Genomic DNA, 25,598 nt, shown 5'->3' with positions numbered 1-25,598 from the left:
GCAGGCCACGCTTTCCCGGCCGGACCTCGGAAGGGCGCCGACATCCGGACCAGGATCGAGAATGCTCGATCATTCTGCTTAAGGGTCGGTGAAGAGTCGAGCCTGTCTTCGCGCCACGGGCGCGTCGACACGGGCGCGTCGTCACATGAGCTTCGGGCGAGCGTCGGCGCGGACCGGCGCGGTGCCACGGTCGTGGCACGTTCAGTTGATCAGCGCCTGCAGGGGCGCGGGGATGCGGCCGCCGCGGGCGACGAAGCGGGAGCTCGCCTCGGCGTGCACCGGGATGATCGGAGCGTGGCCGAGAAGCCCACCGAAATCGACCGTGTCGCCGACCGATTTGCCGACCACCGGGATGATGCGGACCGCCGTCGTCTTGCGGTTGATCATGCCGATCGCCGCCTCGTCGGCCATGATGGCGGCGAGCGTCTCGGCCGGCGTGTCGCCCGGCACCGCGATCATGTCGAGCCCGACCGAGCAGACCGAGGTCATCGCCTCGAGCTTGTCGATGGTGAGCGTGCCCTTGGCCGCCGCCTCGATCATGCCGGCGTCCTCGGAGAGCGGGATGAAGGCCCCCGACAGGCCGCCGACATAGCTCGACGCCATCGCGCCGCCCTTCTTCACGGCGTCGTTGAGCAGCGCCAGCGCCGCCGTGGAGCCGTGGGTGCCGACGCGGTCGAGCCCGATCGCCTCCAGGATGCGGGCGACGCTGTCGCGCTCCGCCGGGGTGGGCGCGAGCGACAGGTCGATGATGCCGAACGGCAGGCCGAGCCGGGCCGCCGCGGCGCGGCCGACCAACTCGCCGGCCCGGGTGATCTTGAAGGCGGTGCCGCGGATCACCGCGGTCAGCGCGCCGAAGTCGACGTCGCCCGCCTCCTCGACGGCGCGCAGCACGACGCCGGGGCCGCTGACGCCGACGTTCACGACGCAGTCCGCCTCGCTGGCGCCGTGGAAGGCGCCGGCCATGAACGGGTTGTCCTCGACGGCGTTGCAGAACACCACCAGCTTGGCGCAGCCGATCGAGCCTTGGTCCGCGGTCGCCGCCGCGATGTCCTTCACGCTGCGGCCCATCAGGCCGATCGCGTCCATGTTCAGCCCGGCCCGGGTCGAGCCGACGTTCACCGAGGCGCAGACCCGCTTGGTCGCGGCGAGCGTGTCGGGCAGCGCCGCGATCAGCGCCTGGTCGACCGCGGTCATGCCCTTCTCGACATGGGCCGAGAAGCCGCCGATGAAGTCGATGCCGAGATCGTGGGCGGCGCGGTCGAGCGTCTCGCCGATCCTGATCATCTCGTCCGGCCCGCAGCGGCCGGCGATCAGCGACACCGGGGTCACGGCGATGCGGTTGTTGACGATCGGGATGCCGAACTCGCGCTCGATCTCGGCCGAGACCTTGGTCAGGTCGCGCGCGACCCGCGTCACCTTGGCCCGAATGGCGGCGCACAAGGTCGCGCAGTCGTCGGCGACGCAGTCGAACAGGCTGATGCCGACCGTGACGGTGCGGATGTCGAGCTTCTCGTGCCGCACCATGCCGATGGTCTCGAGGATTTCCTCGCCCGAGAAGCCGAGATGTTTCATGGCTCGTCTTTCATCCCGATGATGCGAGCGGCCCGGTCGGCCATTCCGGGACGATGCGGAGCATCGGACCCGGACTCCAGCGACACGCTCGGAGTTCGTTTCTGGATACCGGGTTCGCGCCTTTGGCGTGCCCCGGAATGACGGTGCCGCAGGGCGGTTCCTCAGACCCGGTGCATCGCCTTGAAGATCTCCTCGCGCTCGATCTCGACCTTGACGGCGAGCTCGGCGCCCTTGCGGGCGAGGCGCGCGCGCAGATCGTCGAAGGACACGTCGGAGGCGGACAGGTCCACCATCATGATCATGGTGAAGAAGTCCCGCATCACCGACTGGCTGATGTCGAGGATGTTGACGCCGGCCTCGGCGATCACGGCCGAGATTCCGGCGATGATGCCGACACGGTCGGCGCCGATGATCGTCACGATGGCGCGGCCGGAGAGATCCTTGGCGGTGTGGGGCATGGTGGTCTCGATGACGGGGTTTTCGCGCAGCGTCCGCACGCGCGTCCGCACGCGTGCGGCGACGGAGCCGCCGGCGGGTCGTGGCCGTGTTTAGCGTGTCGCGCCCCGGCCGGCCACCGATGCGTTCCGGCGGCGACTCGGCTGGCGGCCGATGTCGTTCAGGCCCCGGGACGGCCGAGGTCGGACGAGAGGGCATCGCAGAGCGTCCGGCCGCCGGCGCGCGCGGCGCGGCTGTGGGCGCGCAGGGCGGCCGCCTCGCGGCGGGCGTGCTCGGACAGCGATCGCAATTGCCGGCTCTGGGCCAGAAGGGCGCGGCTTTCGGCTTGGAGCGATCGGATATCGTCGGACAGGATCGTCATCGCGAGGGTCGGACGGGCTTGGCGTGGCGGACTTGGCGTGGCGGGCTTGGCGGGTTCGGGGGGCGGACGACACGGCCCACCGATTTGAGGCGTCATGGTTAACAGATGGTAAATCTGCAGCCGATCCCGCGGGTGTGAAGAGATTGTGCAGCGCACGGTTGCGGCGATTGGTCTCCGTGGCCCTTTCGCGAAAAGCGGTTCCACCCCAGATCGAGACGGCGGTCGGCCGGCGGTCCCGGTCGGGACCGCGAGGGAGGCAGCCATGTCGATCGTCACCTCCATCCTGCAAGGCGCCGCCGGCGTCGTCGGTGTCCGCTCGGGGACCGAGGAGCCGCGCTTCGAGGTGCTGGAGCGGATCGGCGAGGCGGTGGAGATTCGCCGCTACGGCCCGCGGCTCGCCGCCGACGTGACGGTCGCGGCCGACGAGATGGCGGCCCGCTCGGTCGGCTTTCGCCGGCTCGCCCGCTTCATCTTCGGCGCCAATCGGGCCCGCGACACGATCGCCATGACGGCGCCCGTGACAGTGGCGCCCGGCGCGGGCGGATCGGAGGGCCAGGGCGGTGCCGGCGGCTCGGCCCGCATCGCCATGACGGCCCCGGTGACGGTGGTGCCGGCCGACACGGCCGCCTGGTCGACCGCCGAGTCGGCGAGCGACGCGAGGTCGGGCGGCGATCCGCCGCGCTGGACCATCCGGTTCTTCATGCCTGAAAAATTCACCCGCGAGACGCTGCCGGTGCCAAACGACGCCGGCATCGCCATCGTCGAGGTGCCGGCCGAGACGGTCGCCGTGATCAGGTTCGCGGGATCGACCGCGCCCGAGGCGGTGCAGCATCAGGCCCGGCTGCTGACTCGCATCCTGAAGACGAGCGCCTGGCGGGCCGTCGGCGCGCCTGTCGCCCAGTTCTACGACCCGCCCTGGACGCTGCCGCCGCTCCGCCGCAACGAGGTCGCCCAACGGGTGGAGCGCTAGACGCTGGCGAGGACGGTCCCGGTGTCACCGGGACCGTCGCGGATCGTTCCCGGCGTCACAGGCTGTCGCCGAAATCCGCCCGGAACTTCGCGACCAGCCGCTCCTGCCAATCGGAGACCGGCTTCAGGAGGCCGTAGAAGAAGCGCAGCACCTCCGGCTCCTCGACGAAGACGAGGCCCTCGACGAGGCGGCGGTTGGCGTGCAGCCACGACAGACGGTCGATCGCGTATTTCACCTGGCTCAGCGTGAACACCCGGCGCGGCAGCGCGAGGCGCACCAGCTCCATGTTGGAGAACACCTCGCGTCCGTCCGGCTCGCGCTGCTCGGAGAGCGTGCCGCGCTCCATGCCGCGGATGCCGGCGGCGATGTAGAGGGCCGAGGCGAGCGCGCCGGCCGGATACTGCGACTGCGGGATGTGGTCGACGAAGCGCTTGGCGTCGATGTGGCAGCCGAGCCCGCCGGGCGGCGTGATCACCGGCACGCCGCGGCGGTCCAGCTCGTCCACCATGTAGGCGATGAACTGCGGGCCCTGGCTGATCATGTCCTCGTCCATGGTCTCCTCGAGACCGACGGTGAGCGCCTCGATCTCGCGCACCGACATGCCGCCATAGGTGAGGAAGCCCTCGTAGAGCGGCACGAGGCCGCGCATCTTCAGATAGACGTCCTGGTGGCGGATGCAGATGCCGCCGCCGCGCGCGCAGCCGAGTTTTCGCGCGGAGAAATAGACGATGTCGCACAGGTCCGCGATTTTTCGCGTGATCTCGCGGATCGTGAGGTCCTTGCAGGACGGCTCGCGCGTCTTGTTGAAGTGGAGATTGTCGGCCAGCAGGCTCGCGTCCATCACCAACATGATGCCGTTCGCGCGGCACACCGCGCTGACCTCGGCGAGGTTTTGCAGCGACACCGGCTGGCCGCCGATCAGGTTCGTGCCGGACTCGACCCGCACGAAGGCGACCTTGTCGGCGCCCCACTTGGCGATCACGGCGTTCAGCTTGCCGATGTCCATGTCGCCCTTGAAGGGCAGGCGGCTCGTCACCTCGAGCCCGGCGTCCGACACCAGCTCCTCCACCACGCCACCCTGCAGCGTGATGTGCGCCTTGGTGGTGGTGAAGTGATAATTCATCGGCACCACGGAGCCGGGCGTCACCAGTACCTTGGCGAGGATGTGCTCGCAGGCGCGGCCCTGATGGGCGGGCAGGAAATACTCCATGCCGAAGATGTCGCGCAGCTTCGTCTCCAGCCGCGTGTAGGTGGCGCTGCCCGCATAGGCGTCGTCGGCCACCATCATGGCGGCGAGCTGCTGATCGCTCATGGCGTTGACGCCGCTGTCGGTCAGCATGTCGAGGAACACCTCCGCGTTGGGCAGCAGGAAGGTGTTGTTGCCGGCCTTGGTCATCACCTCGAGCCGGCGCTCGATCGGCGGCAGGCCGAGCTTCTGGACGATCCGCACCTTGTGCATCTCGAGCGGAATGGTCTCGTCGCCGAAATATCGGATCTTCGACATGCGTCTCCCCCGGTATAAACGTCTCGAAATGAAAGGGCGCCCGGCCGGCGCGTCGCAGCGCCGGACGACGACCCGCCGGGACGAAAAATCCCGGCCGCGTCCCGGTCGTCGCGCCGGGCCGAGCCATCTGGGGTTCGGGCTATCGAAATACCGCTACGGGAGCAATTCCGTACTTCCTCGGACCCGGGTGGCGGAAACGATGTTGCGCAGCCGTGCCGCAGACCCGGTCGCGTCGAGCACCGCGATGTGAGGATCGGCCAGCCGGTCGAACTCAGCCCGGCGACGACGGCTTCCCGACCTGTCGTTCCGCGCATCGTCGTCGTAATCTGCCATGACCGAGTGCGCTCTCCGCGCACTCGATCCGCCCTCGACGGACCGCGCGCCCATCGGATGTACGGCATCGCTTACGTCATCATCCCGGCGGCCTTCACGTCGCTGCAGGAGGAGCTGGACCGGTCGCTGGACCCATTCCGGCGCGGCGGCCCGGAACGCTTCGGCTGGGACAAGCTGGCCTTCGAGGACGCCGAGCCTGATCTGATCCGTCTGTTCGACGCCCCGCTGGATCTGGAGAAGCAAGCGACCGGCGGCCTTCGCCTCGGCGGCATCGATGGCGCGGCGTCCTATGTGGTGGACGCTTCGGCGGTCCTAAAGGAGATGGATCGTCGCGGTGTCTCGCGGTGGCGCGGGACGTTCCGCGACGCAGAGCCGGACTTCGATCGCTTCGTGACCCGCTTCACCCGCTACAAGGCCCGCGACGAGCGCGCGGGCGGTTACGGACGATGGCTCAATCCGATCGGTCGCTGGGATTGGTGGGATCTCGGCGGCCGGTTCGACGGACGCATCTCGGGTGGGAAACGTCGATCCGAGGTCGGCCGGAGCACGATCAATTCCGGGGCGAGTTCCGGACGTGACCTCGTCGGCGGACTTGTGACGGCGCTGGGTGGCGAGCCGGCGCTGCAGGACGCCGAGATCGAGGCCAATCTAGAGCCGGTCGACGCGCTCGCCGAGGCCGCACGGCTCGGCGAAGATCACGCGGTTCCGACCACCGTCGTCCTGCCGGTGACCCCTGACCTCGAAGACCGAGACAGGTGGGTCACCTCGATCGAATGGCAGGGCGGTGTGGCGTCCGGCGTGCGGCGTTCTCTCGGGGCTGGCAACGACGAGTCCTTCGCGCAGATCGTCACCCGCGCTTACGGCCGCTGCGCCGGGTGGGCGGCGGCGGGGGTGGCGTTTCATTTCTGACTGCCTTGAAGATTCGCGCCCGGACTCCTCGACATGGCCGGTGCTCCTGCCACGCCCGAGCGGTGGGCAATCGGACGTTCCGCCTTTGTGGACCGCCGGCAAAGCCGCTACGACGTCGGCGATCGCCACAGTGAAGGCCGATGCAAGCACGCGACCTTGAAAAGCTGGCCACGGACGTCGTGAACGCCGCCGCGTGGCGGCATCCCCTCGCCGGCCTTTCCACCGAGGCAATCCAATCCTGGATCGCAGGCAACCGGATCGACCCGCACGCGATGCTGGCGGACCTCGTCTACCGCGTGTCCGAAATCCTGGGCATCCCTCACGAGCAGGACGTCTCTCCGGAGGAGCGCGTCGCGCTCGCAGGCGAACTGCGGACGCTCCTGATGACGATCGACGCCGAGATCTCGTCCGCTAGCGATCGTGGTTGAACCGGGCCGTGGCGCGGGCAGAATGGATATGCGAACCGCAGCAACCCATAAGGCGGGCAAAGGCGCGCAGCGACGTGCCACGCGGTGTCGCGCAGTCGATCTCTCGGACCGCGTGGGCACGGCGCGCCGTTCGGCGCACCTTTGCCCACCCTATGCCTATCGAAACGATAACCCGCCCCGCCTCAAATATCCACGCTGGCGGCGAGCGCATTCTCCTGGATGAACTCGCGGCGCGGGTCGACGACGTCACCCATCAGCTTGGTGAAGATGTCCTCGGCCTCGTCGACCTCCTTGATCTTCACCTGGAGGAGCGAGCGGGCGTTGACGTCGAGCGTGGTCTCCCACAGCTGGTCGGGGTTCATCTCGCCCAGCCCCTTGTAGCGCTGCAGCGTGACGCCCTTGCGGCCGGCCGCGATCACCGCCTCGATCAGGTCGATCGGTCCGTGGATCGGCGTCTCGTCGCCCTTGCGGCGAAGCACGCCGGGCCGCGGATAGACCTGCTGGAGGAGCGGCGCGAGGTCGTCGAGCTTCTTGGCCTCCAGCGAGCCGAGCAGCGCGCCGTCGATCACCGCGACCTCCTTCACGCCGCGCACCGTGCGCTCGAACGTGAAGCCGTCGCCCTCGACGAACCGGCCCTCCCAGCCGCGCTCGGTCTCGTCGGCGAGCGCGTCGAGTCGGCGCGCGATGTAGGCGGCGGCGCGGTCGGCGGTCTCGCGGTCGAGCGCGATCGCCGGATTGAGCACCCCGGCGATGGCGGCCTGCTCGACCACCGCGCGGCGGTAGCGGCCGTGCAGGCCGGCGAGCACGCCCCGCACCGTGCGGGCCTGGTCGATCAAGAGCTTGAGATCGGGGCCGGCGCGGTCCTCGCCCGAATGGGCGCGGAACACCGCCTCGTCGAGGCCGGTGGCGATCAGATAGTCCTCCAGCGCGCGCTCGTCCTTGAGGTACTGCTCGGACTTGCCGCGGTTCACCTTGTAGAGCGGCGGCTGGGCGATGAAGATGTGGCCGCGCTCGATCAGCTCGCGCATCTGCCGGTAGAAGAACGTGAGCAGCAGCGTGCGGATATGGGCGCCGTCGACGTCGGCGTCCGTCATGATGATGATCTTGTGGTAGCGCAGCTTGTCGGCCGTGAACTCTTCCGAGATGCCGGTGCCGAGCGCCGTGATCAGCGTGCCGATCTCCTGGCTCGACAGCATCTTGTCGATGCGGGCGCGCTCGACGTTCAGGATCTTGCCGCGCAACGGGAGAACCGCCTGGAACTCGCGGTTGCGGCCCTGCTTGGCGGAGCCGCCGGCCGAGTCGCCCTCGACGATGAACAGTTCGGACTTGGCCGGGTCGCGCTCCTGACAGTCGGCGAGCTTGCCGGGCAGCGAGGCGACGTCGAGGGCGCCCTTGCGCCGCGTCAGCTCACGCGCTTTTCGCGCGGCTTCGCGGGCCGTGGCCGCTTCGACGACCTTGCCGACCACCACCTTGGCCTCGCTCGGATGCTCCTCGAGCCACGCGGCCAGCGCCTCGTTGAGCACGCCTTCGACGGCGGGACGGACCTCGGAGGAGACCAGCTTGTCCTTGGTCTGCGACGAGAACTTCGGGTCCGGCACCTTCACGGAGAGCACCGCGGTCAAGCCCTCGCGGCAGTCGTCGCCGGTCAGCGCCACCTTCTCCTTCTTGGAGACGCCGCCGGATTCGGCATAGCCGGTGATCTGCCGGGTCAGCGCCCCGCGAAAACCGGCCAGATGGGTGCCGCCGTCACGCTGCGGGATGTTGTTGGTGAAGCACAGGACGGTCTCGTGATAGCCGTCGTTCCACCACAGCGCGCACTCGACCTCGATGCCGTCACGCGCCGACTTGATCACGATCGGGTCGACGACCAGCGGCTTCTTGTTGCGGTCGATGAAGCGCACGAAGGCCTCGACGCCGCCCTCGTAGTGCATCTCCTCGCGCTTCTCGACGGCGTGTCGCTTGTCGGTGAGCACGATCCGCACGCCCGAGTTCAGGAAGGCGAGCTCGCGCAGGCGATGCTCCAGCGTCCCCCAGTCGTACTCGGTCATCGTGAAGGTCTCGGTCGAGGCCAGGAACGTGACCTCGGTGCCGCGCTGACCGCCGGCGTCGCCGACCACCGCGAGCGGCGCCACCGCCTCGCCGTGCCGGAACTCCATGAAATGCTCGTGGCCGTCGCGCCAGATGCGCAGCTTCAGCCAGCTCGACAGCGCGTTGACGACCGAGACGCCGACGCCGTGCAGGCCGCCCGAGACCTTGTAGGAGTTCTGGTCGAACTTTCCGCCGGCATGGAGCTGGGTCATGATGACCTCGGCGGCCGACACGCCCTCGCCCTTGTGGATCGCGGTCGGGATACCGCGACCGTCGTCCCGCACCGTCACCGAGCCGTCCGGGTTCAGCGTGACCGACACCTCGCGGGCGTAGCCGGCCAGCGCCTCGTCGATGGCGTTGTCGACCACCTCGTACACCATGTGGTGCAGGCCGGAGCCGTCGTCGGTGTCGCCGATATACATGCCGGGCCGCTTGCGCACGGCGTCGAGGCCCTTGAGGACCTTGATCGACTCGGCGCCGTAGTCGGAGCCGTCGGAGGGGATCTGCGAAGGGGTCGTGTCGTCCATGCCGAGGCGCTTTGGATGTTGTCCGGAAACCGGGTCTGGCTCTGGAGCGGGGAGGCCTGAAACGCGGGCCGTGAACGCGATCCTGGAAGCAGCCCTGCGGCCGGATCGGGGACCGCGAAATCCGTCACCTTCGTGTGACACGAAAGCGGGGGCGCGTACAGGACAATGTGACTGCCGATAAATGGTTATTGTAAAAGGAGAATTCAAGGGATTTCGCGGCGCCGCGACGGCCCGTCCGGAAGGCCGCGCGGCGGGACCGCGCGAGCGCGAATCGGCGGCTCCGGAAAAGCCGCCGGACCGGAGTCCCGGAACCGCAAGAAACGACGCCCGCCGCGGCCGTCGCGGCCGGGCGGGCGTGATCGAAGCCGCGTCGAAGGGGGGCCGATCAGGCGACCTTGAGAACCTCCTCGCCCTTCTGCCAGTTGCACGGGCACAGCTCGTCGGTCTGCAGCGCGTCGAGCACGCGCAGCACCTCCTGCGGGTTGCGGCCGACCGAGAGGTCGTTGACCGACACGAACCGGATGATGCCCTCCGGATCGACCACGAAGGTGGCGCGCAGGCAGACGCCTTCCTCGGCGTGCAGGATGCCGAGCGCGGCCGAGAGCTCGCGCTTGATGTCGGACAGCATCGGGAAGGGCAGGGCCTTCAGATCCTTGTGGTTCTGCCGCCAGGCGAGATGCACGAACTCCGAGTCCGTCGAGGCGCCCCAGATCACCGCGTCGCGGTCGGCGAACTCGCCGTTCAGCGCCCCGAAGGCGGCGATCTCGGTCGGGCACACGAAAGTGAAGTCCTTCGGCCAGAAGAACAGGATCTTCCACTTGCCCGGCGCGCTTCTGTCGGTGATCCGCGTGAAGGCGGAGCCGGGCTCGATGGACACCACGGCCTGGAGGTCGAAGGCCGGGAGCTTGTCACCTACGGTCAGCATGGTCGTCTCGAAGTCCTTGCGAGGGTGGGCGGGGGTTTCAGGCGAGCGCCGGTGCGGCGCTCGGGGCAGGGGTGGTCGCGGCGGCGGCGGTCGCCGCGGCGGAATCCAGGACGGTCGCGGCGGCGTGGACGACGGCGGCGATGCGCAGCACCGCCTGGATGGCCGGCAGGGCGACGGCGTGGGTCTTGGCGCCTTCGACATGCGCCCGCACGCAGCCCTCGCAGCCCTTCACGGCCGAGGCGGCGAGGCCGAACAGCTCGAAGTCGGCCTGGGCGATGCCGTGCTTCACCATCGCGTTCATGCGCAGGCCGGCCGGCAGCTTGGCGAGGTCGGCGTCCTCGGCCATGTGGACGGCCCGGTAATAGACGTTGGTCATCGCCATCAGGGCGGCGGCCGTGCGGGCCGCCTCGGCGGTCGTTACGTCGAGCGCCGCGGTCGCCTCGGCCTCGATCGCGGCGAGGAGGCGCGGCTGGCGGGCCGCGACGGCGGCGGCGAGCGCGCTGCCCCGGCGCTGCGCCGGCGTCAGCTCCGGCACGGCTCCTGAACCGAGCAGCGAGCCGAGGTTGAGCTTGATGTCCTTGGCGTAGTCGGGCAGCGCCTGCCGCAACGTCTCGAGCTGGCTCATCGGGGGCTCCGTGATCTTGGTCCGCCCCGCTGCGGCAGGCGAGATTCGGCCGGGCCGGGACGATCGAAGAGGTCACCGGACCCTAGGACGCATCGCTTTTCATGCAACTAATTTGCAGTTGTTGCGGCGCAACAACTGCGCCCGGCGCGTGGTAACTGCTCTGAAAAGCTGCGGGGCGCGAATTTTTCGCGCAGCCTCGGTCAGCCGGCGCGGGCGACATGCTGCGGCGCGATCTCGAAGACGTCGGCCTCGGCCGCGATCGCCGTGAAGGCGGCCGGGTCGGCGCCCGCCATCCACACCTGGGCGCCGAGCGCGCCGAGCGCCTCGAACAGGGCGCCGCGCCGGCCCGGGTCGAGATGCGCCACCACCTCGTCGAGCAGCACGATCGGCGCGATGCCGGTCATGGTCGCGACGAGCCCGGCATGGGCCAGCACCAGGGTGATCAGCAGCGCCTTCTGCTCGCCCGTCGAGGCGTCGCGCGCCGCGATCCCCTTCGGCGCGAACGTCACCAAGAGATCGGTGAGATGCGGCCCGTCGAGGGTGCGCCCGGCGGCGGCGTCGCGGCCACGGCTCTCGCGCAACACCCGGCGATACCGGTCCTCCACCTCGATGGCCGGACGGTCGAGCGCTGCCTGCTCCATCCAGCCGTCGAGCGCCAGCCCGGCCGAGGGAAACGGCCCGGCGCCGCGCTCCGCCAGCGTGGCGGCGAGCCGCTGCACGGTCTCGGCCCGGGCCGCCGCCACGGCGACGGCGAGCTCGGCCGTCTCGTGCTCGGCGGCGTCGAGCCAGTGCGGGTCGGGCGAGGGGCTTTCGAGGAGGCGGTTGCGGGCGCGCAGGGCGCGCTCCAGCGCCGAGACGCGGGTCGCGTGGTCGGGATGCACGGCGAGCACCAGCCGGTCGAGGAAGCGTCGCCGTTCCGACGCCGGCCCGAGGAACAGCCCGTCCATGGTCGGCACCAGCCAGACGAGCCGCAGATGCTCGGCGAACGCCGTCGCCGCGCCGACCGGCTCGCGGTCGATCCGGCATTTTCGCGCATGAGTTCGCGAATCGGCGCCGTCACCGCCGGCCGGGGTCGCGAGCCCGGTGCCCAGCGTCGCCAGCCCCTGCGCGCCATCGACCTCGGCGGCCACGGCCCATGTCCCGGGGCCGTCCTCGCGGGCGACCGCGTCGAGCGTCGCCCGGCGCAGACCGCGCCCGGGGCCGAGAAACGAGATCGCTTCGAGGATGTTGGTCTTGCCGGCGCCGTTCGGCCCGGTCAGCACGACCAGCCGTCGCGACACCTGAAGCGTCGCGCTCCTCCAGCTGCGGAAGTCGGTCAGGCTGAGCCGGAGGATCTGCGGGGCGACGGTCATGTCTTCTTGTGGTCGCGCCCGCGGCAATGGGCGGCAGATCTGATACGGGCAGAAGCCGCCGCGGATGCTGCCTTTGACCCTCTCCCTGAGGGAGAGGGGCGGGCGCGAGCCGAAAGCTCGCGACCGGGGTGAGGGTTTACGGCGCCGATGGAGGCCTCGGCACCCCCTCACCCGGAGCTCGCGCCGTTGGCGCGACCTCCGACCTCTCCCCGCAGGGGAGAGGTAAAGAGAACCTGCCGCCTCACACCCGCATGGGCATCAGGACGTAGAGGGCGCCCTTGGCGTCCTTGTCCTGGATGAGGGTCGGCGAGCCCGGGTCGGCGAGCTTGAGGATGGCGGTGTCGCCCTCGATCTGGGCCGCGATGTCGAGCAGATAGCGCGAGTTGAAGCCGATATCGAGCGGGTCGGCGTCGTAGGCGACCTCGATCTCCTCGGTGGCGCTGCCGGAGTCCGGGTTGGTCACCGAGAGGATCAGCTTGCTGCCCGAGATCGACAGCTTGACGGCGCGGCCGCGCTCGCTCGACACGGTCGAGACGCGGTCGACGGCCTGCTCGAAGTCGCGCTTCTCGACCTCGAGAAGCTTGTCGTTGCCGGCCGGGATGACGCGGCCGTAGTCCGGGAAGGTGCCGTCGATCAGCTTGGAGGTGAGCACCACGGGGCCGAGCGAGACGCGGATCTTGGTCGCCGACAGCTCGATCTTCACCTCGCCGGACGGATCCTCGATCAGCCGGTGCACCTCGCCGACCGTCTTGCGCGGCACGATCACGCCCGGCATGCCCTCGGTTCCGGCGGGCGCCGGGAACTCGACCTGGGCGAGACGATGCCCGTCGGTCGCGACGGCGCGCAGCCGCGCGGCCGCGCCCTCGCCGGCGACGTGCAGGTAGATGCCGTTGAGATAGTAGCGCGTCTCCTCGGTCGAGATCGCGAACTGGGTCTTGTCGATCAGCCGCTTCAGGTCGGCGGCCGGCAGCGCGAAGGCATGCGTCATGTCGCCGGCGGCGAGATCCGGGAAGTCGCTCTCGGGCAGCGTCTGGAGCGTGAACTTGGAGCGCCCGGCCCGGATCGTCAGCACGGCGCGGTCGCCGGTGGCGTCGAGCGTCACCTGGGTGCCTTCCGGCAGCTTGCGGACGATCTCGTAGAACATGTGGGCCGGCACCGTGGTGACGCCGCCCGAGGTCACCTCGGCCGGGATCGTCTCGACGATCTCGAGGTCGAGGTCGGTCGCCTTGAAGGACAGCTCCGAGCGGTCGGCGCGGATCAGCACGTTGGCGAGGATCGGGATGGTGTTGCGCCGCTCGACCACGCGGTGGACATGCGACAGCGATCGCAAAAGCTCGGACCGCTCGACCGTGACCTTCATGCGGAACCCCGCTCGACTGACTACGCAACGGCGGGCCGGACAGGCCTGCGCCGACTGATGACGCTCGTCGCCGGGACGATCCCGGCTCGACGGATGCTCATGGCCGGGACGGTCCCGGCTCGGGCCGCCCGCCCGCGCAGGCGTCGGACGCACGCCGCGGGCGCACCGGAACACGGGAAAGTGCAATGCCGGCGCGGATTCGGCAAGGGTAACGACGTCGGATCCCCCGACAATCCCGGGGTTTTCACCGCTCGGCGCGACGCCCGCGTGACGGCGAAGTCGCCGCCGTCACAACGCGAGGCCGCCGGGCGGAGTCTCGAGGCCGGCCCGGTAGGCCAGCAGCTGTTCGGCCCGCCGCCACGGGGTCAGGTGGTGGGCCTCGACATGGGCGCGCGCCGCGGTGGCGATGCGGCGCATCCGCTCCGGGTCGGCGAGCGCCGCCTCCACCACGGCGGTCAGGCTGCCCGGCACGTCGGCATCGTAGTATAGCGCGTGGACGCCCTCGAGAAGCGGATGAAAGCGGGCGATCGTCGGCTGGTTGATCACCGGGATCGAGTGGACGGACGCCGCCTCGTAGTGGCGGATGCAGTCCCATCCGAACCCCTCCGGCGACCAGGTCAGCCACGCCTGGCTCATCAGCCGGAAGAACTCGTCCTTCCTCAGCCGCTCCTCGGCGATGACGATGTCCTTGCGGCGTGCCGCCAGCGCCCGCAGCTCCTCCAGCCCGGCGTGACGCACCGTCGAGGAGTTGGTCGCGACCGCGACGAACAGGCCGATGGTCTTCTCCGGAAACGCCGTCTCGGGCAGCGACGGGCCGTCGCTGAGGAAGCCGATCGCCCACGGCCGCAGCTTCTCCAGGCGGCGCCGGTTGCGGGGCTTGCGGCGGAAGCGGGTCGACGGCATCTCCGGGTGGCCGGTGCGCTGGAACACCTGCCAGCGGTCGATCGGCAGCTCGCGCTTGAAGTAGAAGGTGCAGCGGTCGAGCAGGAAGGTGTGGCAGCGGGGGATGGTGCGCATGTCGTCGCCGTCGACGACGAAGATGCTCATCCGGCGCGGCAGCAGCCGGATCGCCTGAATCCCGAACAGCCGGACGAACCGCCGCCACGGCCGTGGCGGCCAGTGGAACACGCTGCGCAGCGGCCGCCAGTGCCACGGCGGGTGGCGGGTCGGCGGATGCACCACGATGGTGTCGATCTCGTAGCGCCAGGCCCGTCGCCACAGGTCGACGAACGCGCGCAGGCCGAACTCGCGGACGTTCTCGGGCACCGGCGCGGCGAGATCGTCCTCGCCGGTCCACAGCAGCATGGCATTGGCCGGATCGACGCGGGAGAGGAGGCCGGCATTGCCGATCTCGACGATCGGCGGGGAGGCTTTCACGGTGGCGGACCGGTCCGTCGGCATGAGGGCACTCGCTCGCTGTGCGCCGTCCGGTTGTGCGGCGCAGCGGGGCGAGACCCTACTCCGGGGGAGGCGCCGGGGTCACGATCCGGATTGTATCGGATCGTGAGACCGCCCGCGTCGTGCCTTATTCCTGCAGCTCGCGCTTGATCGCCTCGATCTCCTCGGCGAGCGCCAGATCGTTGCCGACCAGGTTCTCGATCTTGCGCACGGCGTGCAGCACGGTGGTGTGATCGCGACCGCCGAAGCGCCGACCGATCTCGGGCAGCGAGCGCAGCGTCAGGGTCTTGGCCAGATACATGGCGATCTGGCGCGGCCGCACCACGTTGGCGGTGCGGCGCGAGGAGAGGAGATCGCCGCGGCTGACATTGTAGCGGCGGGCGACGATGCGCTGGATCTCCTCGATCTTCACCTTGCGCGGCTCCTGCGGCCGCACGAGGTCGCGGATCTCGCGCTCGGCGAGCTCCATGGTGATCGGCTGGCCGGTCAGCTTCGAATGCGCCAGCAGCCGGTTGAGGGCGCCTTCGAGGTCGCGGCCGTTGTGGGTCACCGACCGGGCGATGAAGGCGAGCACCGGGGCCGGCACGTCGAACGCGGCGTGATGGCTGCGGGCGGCGGCCACCCGGGACTTGAGGATCTCCAGCCGCAGATCCTCGCCGAACGAGCCCATCTCGACGACCAGGCCGCCGGCGAGCCGCGAGCGGACGCGGTCGTCGAGATTCTCGAGGTCGAGCGGCGGGCGGTCGGCGGCCACGACGACCTGCCGGCCGGCGTCGATCATGGCGTTGAGCGTGTGGGAGAACTCGGCGAAGGTCGACTTCCCCTGCAGGAACTGGAGGTCGTCGATCAGCAGCACGTCGGTCGCCCGCAGCACCTCCTTGAAGGCGAGCGTCGTCTGGGTGCGCAGCGACGAGACGAAGCCGTACACGAACTTCTCGGCGGTCAGATAGATCACGCGCCGCGCGCCACCGGCATTGCCGGCCCAGGCGATCGCCTGCAGCAGATGGGTCTTGCCGAGCCCGACCGAGGCGTGGACGTAGAGCGGGTTGAACATCACCGGGTCGCCGCGCCGCGCCAGCGCCACCTGCTGGGCGGCGGCGTGGGCGAGCGAGTTGGCGCGGCCGACCACGAACGAGTCGAAGGTCAGCCGCGGATCGAGCGGCGAGCCGCCGAACGAATCGTGGGCCGAGGCGGCCGCCGGCGTCGCGGCCGCCAGGGTGGCGCTCGCGGCGGCGTGGCCGTTGGCGATCCCGACGCCGGCCGGCGCCGGATCGTGCCGCACCGTGACGGCGGCCGGGGCCACCGGCCGGGCCGTCGCGGCCGCGGCCGGGCGCATCATGGTGGAGCGCACCGACAGGTCGATGCGGCGGACCAGCGGCTCCTCCCCCTGCCAGCAGGCGAGCACCCGCTCGGCGTAATGAGACTGGATCCAGCTCTTGAGGAAGCGCGTCGGCACCGACAGGCGCACCGTCTCGCTCTCGACGCTCTCCAGCTCCATGCGGGCGAACCAGCTCGAGAAGATGTCCTCGCCGACCTCGGCGCGCAGGCGACCTTTCACCCGCGTCCAGCGTTCTTGATGATTGTTCGTCATGGTCATGGCCTCACGCTTCCGCCCGGGGCGGACACTGACAGTCGAGTGCTCGCGCGGGCGAAGGGACTCCGCCGCGTTCGGGCACGGTCGATCCGCGGGCGCCGCGGGCCTCGACGGACGAGGCGGGCGCCCGGGTGGTCAGTTTTCGGGAGGCGAGAGCGTGGCCGGTCGCACGGACGGGCCGGCACGGCGGGGGACGACGGGCAGGCGGGAAGAGAGAGCGGGTTCTCGCAAGCCGGCGGTTGCGGAACCATTCGGCACCGACCGGGCGCCGAAACGAATGTGCCACATTTTAGTCATGTTCGCCCCTGGACTTAAAGTCTGTAGTTCGGCCTCGAAGCCACAGAATTCCCGATCACCCGCTGAAGTATTACTTCAGCGGACGTCGAACAGTCCCGTTTGTTTCGTGTACAAGAGACAGGGTCGATACGCCGTACGAGCCCTCGGCACGTTCACATTGTTACTTTAAACTACGCCTTTCGGTGTGAACGTCGCGCCGGTGACTCACGATCTCGACCTCTTCTTCGGAGCCCGCCGAGCGGCGGAGCCTGTCCATCACCAATACACAGGGGCCCCCCGGCCCGCAATGCCCTGGATGGGGCGGCTCGGCGGCAATGCAGCGTCGGGTTACACCGGCCTGCACGACGAATCTTCTTGCAAACGGCAACCGCTTGTCCGGGCGTTGAATTTCATCGTGCTGTGACAAACCGGGTGGGTTAACCACACCGCCCCTGGGAGGCGAGCGCCGGCGGCGCCGTGCGGCAGCCCGGACAGCAATGCCGACCGGTCGCCTCGGCTTTGATGTTAACGCTCTGTTAAGGCGTCGAATTTTGTGCGCGCCGGAGGTGGGTAACCTGCGCACCGGTGGGGCGCCGCTCAGGTGAACTCGTTGCTCACGTGGAATACGGGAAACTACTTAAGAGCGGGATCGTGCTTAATGGATTCGTGCAATCGTTGCAGTAAAGCAACGGTGTTGCCCCGAAGCAGCAGCGAATCTCGCGGTTCTTCGCAAGGAATCGACCGTGCCGTGGCACTCGGCCGTCGCAAATGAACGGGGACGACGACAGCATAGTCACGGTTTCGCGTCATGTTTCTCAGAGCAAAACAAGCGTTCGCGGGGCCGAGGGCGGAGATGCGTCGCGCGAATGCCTGCGCGCAACGGTGCGACCCGGTCCTGATCCGGCGGCGACGGTCACGGCCACGGTCGCGATACCCGCGACCCGAAGCCACGCGGGTCGGAACGACGAAGCCCGGAACAACGAGGCCCGGAACGACAAAAGGCCGGGACGAGCCCGGCCTTTTCACAACCCGAAGAGAGGGACGACCGCGGTCGCGATCAGGCGAGCTTGGTCACGGCATGGGTGAGGCGCGCCACCTTGCGGCTGGCGCTGCGCTTGTGGACCACGCCCTTCTGCGCCGCCCGCATCAGCACCGGCTCGGCCGCCTGCAGGGCCGCCGTGGCCGCCGCCTTGTCGCCACTCGCCAGCGCCTCCTCGACCTTGCGGACGAAGGTGCGCATGCGCGAGCGTCGCGCCTTGTTCACCTCGGTGCGACGCGCGATCTTGCGGGTGGCCTTCTTGGCGGAAGTCGTATTGGCCATCGTGGCGGTGTCCGTCCGTTGTGACCGAACATCTCGGTCTCAGTGTCTGTCGTCGTCTGTCTTGCCGTGGGGCGGCCCGGGGTGGCCCGGTCCGGCGCCGCGCTCGCAAGGGGCGCACAAAATCTGCCGCGGCGCGTTCGCGCCGCCGGGTGAGCGACGCTTATAAGTGTGCGCCCGGTCGGCGTCAACGGCCCTCTGTCGGAAGTTTGCGGCGCACGCTATGATTTCCGCACACCCCTCCGAGCGCGGCCTTTCCCGATGATTCGCTTCGCCTTTCGCTTCGTCGGCCTGTGGATCCTGGCCGCCGCCTTCATCTTCCTGGTCTACGACGGAACCCGGTCGATCGCCGCCGGGGTGGTGCTGATCAAGCCGTTCGGCGAGACCTGGAACGACATCCATGCCGGCAGCCTGCAGGCCCTGCAGCCGATCATGGAGCGGCACTCGCCCTGGCTGTGGGATCCGGCCATGCTGAAGGTGCTCACCTCGCCGACCTGGCTGGTGCTCGGCGTCGTCGGCATGATTCTCGTGCTGCTCGGCCGCAAGAAGAAGCCGCTGATCGGCTACGCCCGGCGCTGAACCGGCCCGCGCGGAGCGCCGCGGAAGGCCTGCCGGTTCCCACCTGATGGAGATGTGATCGGCGGCCGCCGCTTCGCCGCCTGCGCCGCGCGGTCCGGCGCCCCATATCTCGCCTCGGCGCGGCCGCCCGGTCGCCGAGATCGCGGCGCGCCGGAAAAGGAGACCCCCGATGTTCCTGTTTCGCAAGAAGGCCGAGATGCCGTCCGAAAGCGAGATGCTGCCCGGGCGCGACCGGCCGATCCCGACCGCCTCGCACCACTTCGTCAACGGCCGCGCCCTGCAGGGGCCGTATCCGGACGGGCTCGAGACGGCGATCTTCGGGCTCGGCTGCTTCTGGGGGGCCGAGCGGAAGTTCTGGCAGCTCGGCGACGGCGTTCACGTCACCGCGGTCGGCTATGCCGGCGGCGGCACGCCGAACCCGACCTACGAGGAGGTGTGCTCCGGCCGCACCGGCCACAACGAGGTGGTGCTGGTCGTCTTCGACCCGGAGACGATCTCCTACGAGCGCCTGTTGCAGACGTTCTGGGAGAGCCACGACCCGACGCAGGGGATGCGGCAGGGCAACGACGTCGGCACCCAGTATCGCTCGGGACTCTACGTGACGTCGCCGGCGCAGCGCGTCGCCGCGGAGGCATCGCGCGACGCCTACCAGAAGGCGCTGTCGGCGCGCGGCTACGGGGCGATCACCACCGAGATCGTCGACGCGCCGCCGTTCTATTTCGCCGAGGACTATCACCAGCAGTACCTCGCCAAGAATCCGGCCGGCTATTGCGGGCTCGGCGGCACCGGCGTGAGCTGCCCGGTCGGCGCCGGCGTGCCGGCGGCGTGAGCCGCGTGCCGGCGGCGTGAGCCGCGCGGCGGCGGTGTTCCGACTCCGGCATGCGTCGTGATCACGAGGCGGCCGGACAAGGCCCGGCCGCCTTTTTCTTGTCCCCATTCCTGTCAGCCGCGCTGCAGCCCGGCCTGCGGCAACGCGCCGAAACAGCGGACCGTGGCGGCGCCGTCGCACCCTGTGCCGGAGCGACCGAACCCTGGCGTGCAGCGGCCGAGAACCCCCCGTCCGGTGAGGCTTTGTTAACGATAATGGGGTGTTAATCCGGACAGTAGAGTTCAGCGCAGTCCGGATTCCCATGCGGCACGTTCGCACCCTCGTCGTGATCCTCGCCGCCCTGGCCGTCTCCGGCTGCGTGACGATGCCGCGCTTCGCGCTGCCGGGCGCCCCGCCGCCGCCGCCGTCGATCGACGCCGTCGTCTATGGCGGCCCCGACGCCACCGGTTCCATTCCGGGGCCGTCGCCCGCGGTCGCCGCCGCGCTGGTCCGGGCCGACGATCCCGATCCACCCTACACGCTCGATGCCGGCGACCGGCTGCGCGTCGTGGTCTACGGCCAGGACGGGCTCACCAACACCTACGCGGTCGATGCCGCCGGACGCATCACGCTGCCGCTCATCGGCGGCGTCTCGGCGCGCGGCCGCACCACGTCGGATCTCGCCAAGGTGATCGCCGGGCGGCTGCGCGACGGCTTCATCCGCGAGCCACATGTCGCGGTCGAGGTCGAGGCCTATCGGCCGTTCTTCATCCTCGGCGAGGTGGCGTTCCCGGGCCAGTATCCGTTCGTCGCGCATCTCACGGCCGAGACCGCCGTGGCGATCGCCGGCGGCTTCACGCCGCGCGCCTATCGCACCGAGATCGAGATCACCCGCCCGACCCCGCAGGGGCCGGTGCGCCTCAAGGGCCCGATGCTCACGCCGGTGCGTCCGGGAGACACCGTCGTGGTGTCCGAGCGGTGGTTCTGACGCGGCAAGCGGACACGCTTGGCCCCGGCCGATCGAGCACGACCACCGACGGCTCTTCGAGCCGTGATGACGCTTCGGCCTCCGGTCTCACCGGTGATGCACGGCGAGCCACACGGTGGCGTGCTCCGGATCGGTCGCCTCGACGCGATGACGGGCGTGGGCCGGGATGTGCAGGAAGTCGCCGGGCCGCAGCTCCCGTGCCGCGGTCTCCTTCTCGAACCGCAAGGTCGCGGACCCGCTGAGCAGCACCACCCATTCGGCCCAGGCCTGATCGTACCAGAAACCCGGCGGGCTCGCCTGGCCGTGCGAGACGATGCGCTCGATCTTCAGATCGGGCGTCGCGAGCAAGGTCGCGATCACCTCCTCGGCGCGGCGGGCCGCGCTGCCGGCGAACAGGTTGCCGTTGGTGATCATGCCGGCCTCTTCGCTCCCGGTCGGTCGCCCCGGTCCGCAGCGGTGTGACGCCGTGCGGTCAGGCAGCGCGGGCGAGCCAGGCGGCGATGTCGTCGTGATGCTGGTTCAGGTAGTGCCGGAACCACACCGCGTAGCGCTCGGGATGCGCCTTCTGGTCGGCGTACAGCGTCTCGAACGGCACCCAGGCGTATTCGCTCACCTCGTCCGGCGCCGGCGCGACGGTGCCGTCGAAGGTGCCGCCGAAGGCGTGCACCAGCTCGTCCTCGATGAAGCCGTTGGACAGCGTCGCGCGGTAGTGCGTCTTGAAGATCGGGGCCAGCGCGCAGGCGAAGCCCATCTCCTCGGGCAGCCGGCGCAGCGCCGCATCGAGCGTCGACTCGCCCGGTCGCGGATGGCTGCAGCAGGTGTTCGCCCACAGGCCGCCCGAGTGGTACTTGGCCGGGTTGCGGCGCTGGATCAGGATCTCGCCGCGGCCGTTGCGGACCAGCACCGAGATGGCGCGATGCGGCAGGCCGCGGCGATGCACCTCGGTCTTGCCGGCGACGCCGAGCGGCCGGTCGTCGGCGTCGACCAGGATGATCTGCTCCTCGGCCGCGTCCTCGGTCGTCGGGTCGGCGATCGCATCGACCGGCATGCTGGATCTCTCGTGCTGCAGTGCGTGACGGCCGCGCGCGGCGCCGTGTGCTCGGCGGCAGTATAGGCGAGGGGGGCGGGGCGACAACCCCGGGCCGCACCCTCGAAGTCGAACGGCCGGCGCGCGCGCCGGCCGTCAGGGGTGTCGCCGAGGAAAGGGCGGTTCGGGGGACCGACCGCGGCCGTCACGGCGCGGCGGCTGCGGTCAGACCGCGGCCGTGATCCACTGCTCGAGCTTGGCCTTGGGCGCGGCGCCGACCTGACGCGAGGACAATTCGCCGTTCTTGAACAGCATCAGGGTCGGGATCGACATGATGTTGTACTGCGCCGCGACCTTGGGATTCTCGTCGACGTTGAGCTTGACGATCTTCACCTTGCCGTCGAGCGAGCCGGCGATCTCCTCGAGGGCCGGGGCGATCATGCGGCAGGGGCCGCACCATTCGGCCCAGAAGTCCACAACGACCGGCTTGTCCGACTTCAGCACCTCGGTCTCGAAGTCCTGGTCGGAAACCTTGGTCACGCCCATGCCATACCTCGCGGGGTTCGATGATCGGGCCTGAACGTATGAATGCACCCCGGGTGCGTCAAGGCGCCGCCGGGGCGATCCCGAGCCGGGCCAGGGCGGCGGCCCGCGCGTCGGCCGGAATCTCCATCAGGTCCGGCGTTTCGGTCCACACCAGCGCGGTGGAGACGCGCCGCCCGGGCCACAGCCGGCCGAGCACCGCGGCATAAAGCGCGAGTTGCGTCACGTAGTCTTGCGGGATCTCGGCGAGCGTCCGCGGGGCGGAGCGATTCGTCTTGAAGTCGGCGATCAGGACGGCGTCCGCCGTGACGGCGAGGCGGTCGACCTGGCCCGAGACGAGGAGCGGCGGCCCGTCGGACCGGGCGAGGCGACCGAGGATCGGCACTTCGGCGCGGCTGCCCGGTGCGAACAGAGCGGCGAAGCGAACGTCGTCGAGGATCGCCAGCGTCTCGGCGAGCAGCGCCTCGCGGACGGCCTCGGGCAGGGCGTCGGCGTTTCGGGCCAGCCCGGCGCGGGCCGTCGCGGGGCGTGTCTCGGCGGCGATCTCGGGCAGCGTCTGGAGCAGCCGATGGGCGAGGCTGCCGCGCAGCATCGCCGCCTTGCGGGCCGTCTCGGTGCCGGCGACGCGACGCGGGACGGCGGGCCCGTCCTGGTCGAGGGCGCGCGACGGCGACACCGGAGCGGGCGCCGCCATGTCGGCGGCGACGACCCGGCGCAGCCAGTCCGGCTCCGGGGACGCCGGTGCCGACCCGACCTCGGCCGCCGGCGCGGGCGGCTCGGGCAGGGGCTCGGCCGCCACCTTGCGATAGACCCGCACCGGCGCCTCGTGGCCGTCGAGCGTCTCCTCCGTCACGCCCGGCCGGCCGGTGAGCTGCGTCGTGATCAGCTCGTGCCAGCAGCCGGCCGGCGGCCTCTTGGCGCCGGCGCAGCCGCAGACGATCAGGCGATGGGCGGCGCGCGTCATCGCCACGTAGAGAAGTCTCCGGTACTCGTCCTCCGCCTCGCGGGCGGCGTTCGCGCGCGCCGCGGCCAGCGCCGGCGGATCCTGCTCTTTGCGGCCGGCCCACACCGGCGCGCCGGGGGTGCCGGGGGCGAGGTGTTCGGTCGGCAGCACGAGAAGCCGCGGCGGCCGCGGGCCGGCCGGCGGCTGTGTCGTGTCGGCCAGGAACACCAGCGGCGCCTCGAGGCCCTTGGCGCCGTGCACGGTCATCACCCGCACCTCGTCGCGGCGGATCTCCATGTCGCGCTTGATCTCGCTCTCGGCGGCGCGCAGCCAGGCGACGAAGCCCTGCAGCGACGGCGTCTCGCGCCGCTCGTAGTCGAGGGCGAGCGCCAGGAACTCGTCGAGCGCGTCGTTCGCCTCCTGCCCGAGCCGCGCCAGGAATTTCTTTCGTCCGCCTTCCGGGCCGAGCAGCCAGGCGAAGAAGTCGAACGGCCCGCAACGCTTTGCCGCCTCGGCACAGCGCGCGAACGCCGCCGCCGCGGCGGCGATGACGGGATCGTCGGCCGCCGCCATCAGCGCCGCGTGCAGCGTGCCGCGCCGGCCGTGGGCGAGGCGGAACAGCATCTCGTCGTCCAGGCCGAACAGCGGGCTCTTCAGCGCGATGGCGAGCGCGAGGTCGTCGGCCGGCAGCAGGATCGCGTCGGCGAGCGCCATCAGGTCGACGACGGCGACGTGCTCGGTCAGCGTCAGCCGGTCGGCGCCGGCGACCGGCACCCGCGCCTCGCCGAGCGCCCGGATGATCGCCTCGAACATGGCCCCGCGCTGGCGCACCAGCACCAGCACGTCGCCGGCCCGCAGCGGCCGGTTCTCGTGACCGGCCGGCGCGCCGGTCTCGATCAGATCGCGGATCGTCTGCGCGATCTTTCGGGCGAGCTTCACCTGCGGGCTCGTCTCGATCGTCTCGTCGAACGGCGCCGCCCAGCCCTCCATCTCCTCGCGCGGATCGGCCGGCGTCAGCGGCCAGACCTCGACGATGCCGGGCGCCGCATCGGGCAGCGCGACGTGGGGCGGAATCCCGTCCGCGTCGGACGTGATGCTGGCGAACATCTCGGGCGCCGCGAACACCGCGTCGACGGCGCCGAGGATGTTGGCGCCCGAGCGGAACGACACCTTGAAGTCGCGCCGGTGGAAGGTCAGGCCCGCGGCCTTGTGGGCGGTCTCGAAGTGCCGCCGCATGCGGGCGAACTCCTTCGGCACGGCGCCCTGGAACGAGAAGATCGACTGCTTCTCGTCGCCGACCGCGAAGACGGTGCGGCGGACCGGCCGCGCCCCGGCCCCGGCCGTGAACTCGGCGACCAGCAGGCGGATGATCTCCCACTGCTTCGGGCTCGTGTCCTGCGCCTCGTCGATCAGCACGTGATCGATGGCGCGGTCGAGCTTGTAGTGCACCCAGCCGGGTGCGGTCTGCTGCAGCAGCGCCAGGGTGCGGTCGATCAGGTCGTCGTAGTCGAGAAAACCGCGGCGGTTCTTCTCGGCGACATAGCGGGCGATCACGGCGGCCGCGAGCGTCACCAGCGCCGCGGTGCGGTCGCGCGCCGCGACGGCGTCGCGCCGCGCCACCAGCGCGACGACGCGCTCCTGCTCGGCGGCGAGCCGCTCGGCGAGCGCCGGATGCTTCTTGGCGATGCCGGACGTGACGAGCGATTTCCGCCGCTCGCGCTTGCCGGTGAGGAAGACGTCGAGATAGGCCTCGATCTGCTCGGCCCCACGCGCCGCCGCGGCGGCCGTGAGGCGGGCGCACTGCTTCTGGTCGTTCGCCGTGCCGCCCTTGCAGACGGCCGCGACCGCGGCCCACTCGGGGGCCGGCAGGATCGGCCCGTCGACGATCGCCGCGTCGATCGCCTCGACGGTGTCGTCGCTCGTGACCCCGAGCGACACCGACAGGTTCTCCAACGCGCCCTGCACGCCGCCATGCGCGTCGATCCAGGCGGTCAGGGCGTGACGGCGGAACACCGCCTCGCGGACGAGATCGCGCAGCGTCTGGTCCGCCGCGGCGGCGAGCGCCGAGGTGAGCGCGCGGCCGGTCGCGCTGTTCGGCGACGCGGTCGCGTCGAGCAGCACCGCCATGGTCGAGCGGTCGAGAAGCTCGTCGGTGGCGCGGTCGTCCAGCACCGAGAAATGCGCCGGCACGCCGGCCTCGAACGGGAAGCGTTGCAGAAGCCGCGTGCAGAAGGCGTGGATGGTCTCCACCTTCAGGCCGCCCGGCGTGTCGAGCGCCGCCGCGAACAGTTTTCGCGCCTGCTCGCGATCGCGGGACGTGATGGACGTCACGCCGAGGTTCTTCAGCTTCTCGTCCAGCGCGGCATCGTCGAGCGAGATCCAGCCGGCGAGCTGGCCGAACACGCGGTCCGCCATGTTGGCGGCCGCCGCCTTGGTGAAGGTGATGCAGAGGATCTTCGCCGGATCGACGCCGGCGAGCAGCAGCCGGATCACCCGCTGCGCCAGCACGTGCGTCTTGCCCGAGCCGGCATTGGCCGACACGAACACCGAGGCGGTCGGATCCGCCGCCTCGGCCTGCACGGTCGTGACATCGACCGGGATGGTTTTCGGGCGGCTCATCCGTCGATCTCTCGCAGCGCGTTAGCGTCACCTCTCCCCGCGTGCGGGGAGAGGTCGACATTCGCGCGCCCAGCGCGGATGTCGGGTGAGGGGGC

The 25,598-nt window shown here is 70.2% G+C and carries 22 protein-coding genes; 6 read left to right on the top strand and 16 right to left on the bottom strand.

The features are described 5' to 3' along the window. Positions 1-201 precede the first annotated feature (201 nt). The 3 genes from ACFSOX_RS17545 to ACFSOX_RS17535 form a co-directional block, all read right to left on the bottom strand. Positions 202-1,572 (bottom strand): PFL family protein, encoded by a 1,371-nt coding sequence (locus tag ACFSOX_RS17545; RefSeq protein WP_378479111.1) that lies wholly within the window; start codon positions 1,570-1,572, stop codon positions 202-204. Positions 1,573-1,733: 161 nt separating this feature from the next. Further along, a complete protein-coding gene (locus ACFSOX_RS17540) occupies positions 1,734-2,030 on the bottom strand; it encodes an ACT domain-containing protein (RefSeq protein WP_378479110.1) in 297 nt (98 codons plus the stop codon). A gap of 158 nt (positions 2,031-2,188) precedes the next feature. Further along, positions 2,189-2,389, bottom strand: coding sequence for a hypothetical protein (locus ACFSOX_RS17535; RefSeq protein WP_378479109.1), 201 nt, complete (start codon positions 2,387-2,389; stop codon positions 2,189-2,191). Positions 2,390-2,651: 262 nt separating this feature from the next. Here ACFSOX_RS17535 and ACFSOX_RS17530 point away from each other — a divergent pair, with 262 nt between their 5' ends. Further along, positions 2,652-3,359 (top strand): SOUL family heme-binding protein, encoded by a 708-nt coding sequence (locus ACFSOX_RS17530; RefSeq protein WP_378479108.1) that lies wholly within the window; start codon positions 2,652-2,654, stop codon positions 3,357-3,359. Between the two features lie 55 nt (positions 3,360-3,414). Here the strand turns inward: ACFSOX_RS17530 and ACFSOX_RS17525 are convergent, their stop codons facing one another. Further along, entirely contained in the window at positions 3,415-4,863 is a 1,449-nt protein-coding gene (locus ACFSOX_RS17525; protein ID WP_378479107.1) for a tryptophanase, read from the bottom strand. 390 nt (positions 4,864-5,253) lie between these two features. Here ACFSOX_RS17525 and ACFSOX_RS17520 point away from each other — a divergent pair, with 390 nt between their 5' ends. Then, entirely contained in the window at positions 5,254-6,105 is an 852-nt protein-coding gene (locus ACFSOX_RS17520; RefSeq protein ID WP_378479106.1) for a hypothetical protein, read from the top strand. A gap of 140 nt (positions 6,106-6,245) precedes the next feature. Beyond that, positions 6,246-6,533 (top strand): hypothetical protein, encoded by a 288-nt coding sequence (locus tag ACFSOX_RS17515; RefSeq protein WP_378479105.1) that lies wholly within the window; start codon positions 6,246-6,248, stop codon positions 6,531-6,533. 182 nt (positions 6,534-6,715) lie between these two features. Here ACFSOX_RS17515 and gyrB read toward each other — a convergent pair whose 3' ends face one another. From gyrB to rpsT, 8 genes are all read right to left on the bottom strand, one after another. Further along, on the bottom strand, positions 6,716-9,148 hold the full coding sequence (gene gyrB / locus ACFSOX_RS17510; RefSeq protein WP_378479104.1) for a DNA topoisomerase (ATP-hydrolyzing) subunit B: 2,433 nt from the start codon (positions 9,146-9,148) through the stop codon (positions 6,716-6,718). Positions 9,149-9,533: 385 nt separating this feature from the next. Continuing rightward, positions 9,534-10,073 (bottom strand): peroxiredoxin, encoded by a 540-nt coding sequence (locus ACFSOX_RS17505; RefSeq protein WP_378479103.1) that lies wholly within the window; start codon positions 10,071-10,073, stop codon positions 9,534-9,536. A gap of 37 nt (positions 10,074-10,110) precedes the next feature. Then, a complete protein-coding gene (locus ACFSOX_RS17500; RefSeq protein ID WP_378479102.1) occupies positions 10,111-10,698 on the bottom strand; it encodes a carboxymuconolactone decarboxylase family protein in 588 nt (195 codons plus the stop codon). A gap of 200 nt (positions 10,699-10,898) precedes the next feature. Continuing rightward, positions 10,899-12,050 (bottom strand): DNA replication/repair protein RecF, encoded by a 1,152-nt coding sequence (gene recF, locus ACFSOX_RS17495; RefSeq protein WP_378479101.1) that lies wholly within the window; start codon positions 12,048-12,050, stop codon positions 10,899-10,901. Positions 12,051-12,291: 241 nt separating this feature from the next. Next, a complete protein-coding gene (gene dnaN, locus ACFSOX_RS17490; RefSeq protein WP_378479100.1) occupies positions 12,292-13,410 on the bottom strand; it encodes a DNA polymerase III subunit beta in 1,119 nt (372 codons plus the stop codon). A 288-nt stretch (positions 13,411-13,698) separates the two neighbouring features. After that, positions 13,699-14,811, bottom strand: coding sequence for a glycosyltransferase (locus tag ACFSOX_RS17485; protein WP_378479099.1), 1,113 nt, complete (start codon positions 14,809-14,811; stop codon positions 13,699-13,701). A 124-nt stretch (positions 14,812-14,935) separates the two neighbouring features. Next, positions 14,936-16,399, bottom strand: coding sequence for a chromosomal replication initiator protein DnaA (dnaA, locus tag ACFSOX_RS17480; protein WP_378479171.1), 1,464 nt, complete (start codon positions 16,397-16,399; stop codon positions 14,936-14,938). A gap of 1,336 nt (positions 16,400-17,735) precedes the next feature. Continuing rightward, positions 17,736-17,999, bottom strand: a complete 264-nt coding sequence (gene rpsT, locus ACFSOX_RS17475; protein ID WP_378479098.1) for a 30S ribosomal protein S20 — start codon at positions 17,997-17,999, stop codon at positions 17,736-17,738. Between the two features lie 258 nt (positions 18,000-18,257). On the opposite strand from rpsT, the gene ACFSOX_RS17470 reads away from it, so the two are divergent. The 3 genes from ACFSOX_RS17470 to ACFSOX_RS17460 all read left to right on the top strand — a co-directional run bounded on the left by ACFSOX_RS17470 (position 18,258) and on the right by ACFSOX_RS17460 (position 20,371). Continuing rightward, positions 18,258-18,575: a hypothetical protein gene (locus ACFSOX_RS17470; protein WP_378479097.1), complete on the top strand. Its 318-nt coding sequence runs from the start codon at positions 18,258-18,260 to the stop codon at positions 18,573-18,575. A 169-nt stretch (positions 18,576-18,744) separates the two neighbouring features. Beyond that, positions 18,745-19,404 carry a peptide-methionine (S)-S-oxide reductase MsrA gene (gene msrA / locus ACFSOX_RS17465; protein WP_378479096.1) on the top strand — a complete coding sequence of 220 codons (660 nt, stop codon included), beginning with the start codon at positions 18,745-18,747 and terminating at the stop codon, positions 19,402-19,404. 301 nt (positions 19,405-19,705) lie between these two features. Beyond that, positions 19,706-20,371: a polysaccharide biosynthesis/export family protein gene (locus tag ACFSOX_RS17460; protein WP_378479095.1), complete on the top strand. Its 666-nt coding sequence runs from the start codon at positions 19,706-19,708 to the stop codon at positions 20,369-20,371. An 87-nt stretch (positions 20,372-20,458) separates the two neighbouring features. Here ACFSOX_RS17460 and ACFSOX_RS17455 read toward each other — a convergent pair whose 3' ends face one another. The 4 genes from ACFSOX_RS17455 to addA all read right to left on the bottom strand — a co-directional run bounded on the left by ACFSOX_RS17455 (position 20,459) and on the right by addA (position 25,503). Further along, positions 20,459-20,785 (bottom strand): cupin domain-containing protein, encoded by a 327-nt coding sequence (locus ACFSOX_RS17455; RefSeq protein WP_378479094.1) that lies wholly within the window; start codon positions 20,783-20,785, stop codon positions 20,459-20,461. Positions 20,786-20,843: 58 nt separating this feature from the next. Then, complete coding sequence (idi, locus tag ACFSOX_RS17450) at positions 20,844-21,419, bottom strand: isopentenyl-diphosphate Delta-isomerase (protein WP_378479093.1); 576 nt, start codon at positions 21,417-21,419, stop codon at positions 20,844-20,846. A gap of 204 nt (positions 21,420-21,623) precedes the next feature. Continuing rightward, positions 21,624-21,944: a thioredoxin gene (gene trxA / locus ACFSOX_RS17445; RefSeq protein WP_111357809.1), complete on the bottom strand. Its 321-nt coding sequence runs from the start codon at positions 21,942-21,944 to the stop codon at positions 21,624-21,626. Between the two features lie 58 nt (positions 21,945-22,002). Then, on the bottom strand, positions 22,003-25,503 hold the full coding sequence (gene addA, locus ACFSOX_RS17440) for a double-strand break repair helicase AddA (RefSeq protein WP_378479092.1): 3,501 nt from the start codon (positions 25,501-25,503) through the stop codon (positions 22,003-22,005). Between the last annotated feature and the right edge of the window lie 95 nt (positions 25,504-25,598).

The organism is Rhodoplanes azumiensis (assembly GCF_042682915.1).
GTDB lineage: Bacteria > Pseudomonadota > Alphaproteobacteria > Rhizobiales > Xanthobacteraceae > Rhodoplanes > Rhodoplanes azumiensis.
This window is presented reverse-complemented; position numbering and strand designations above follow the sequence as displayed.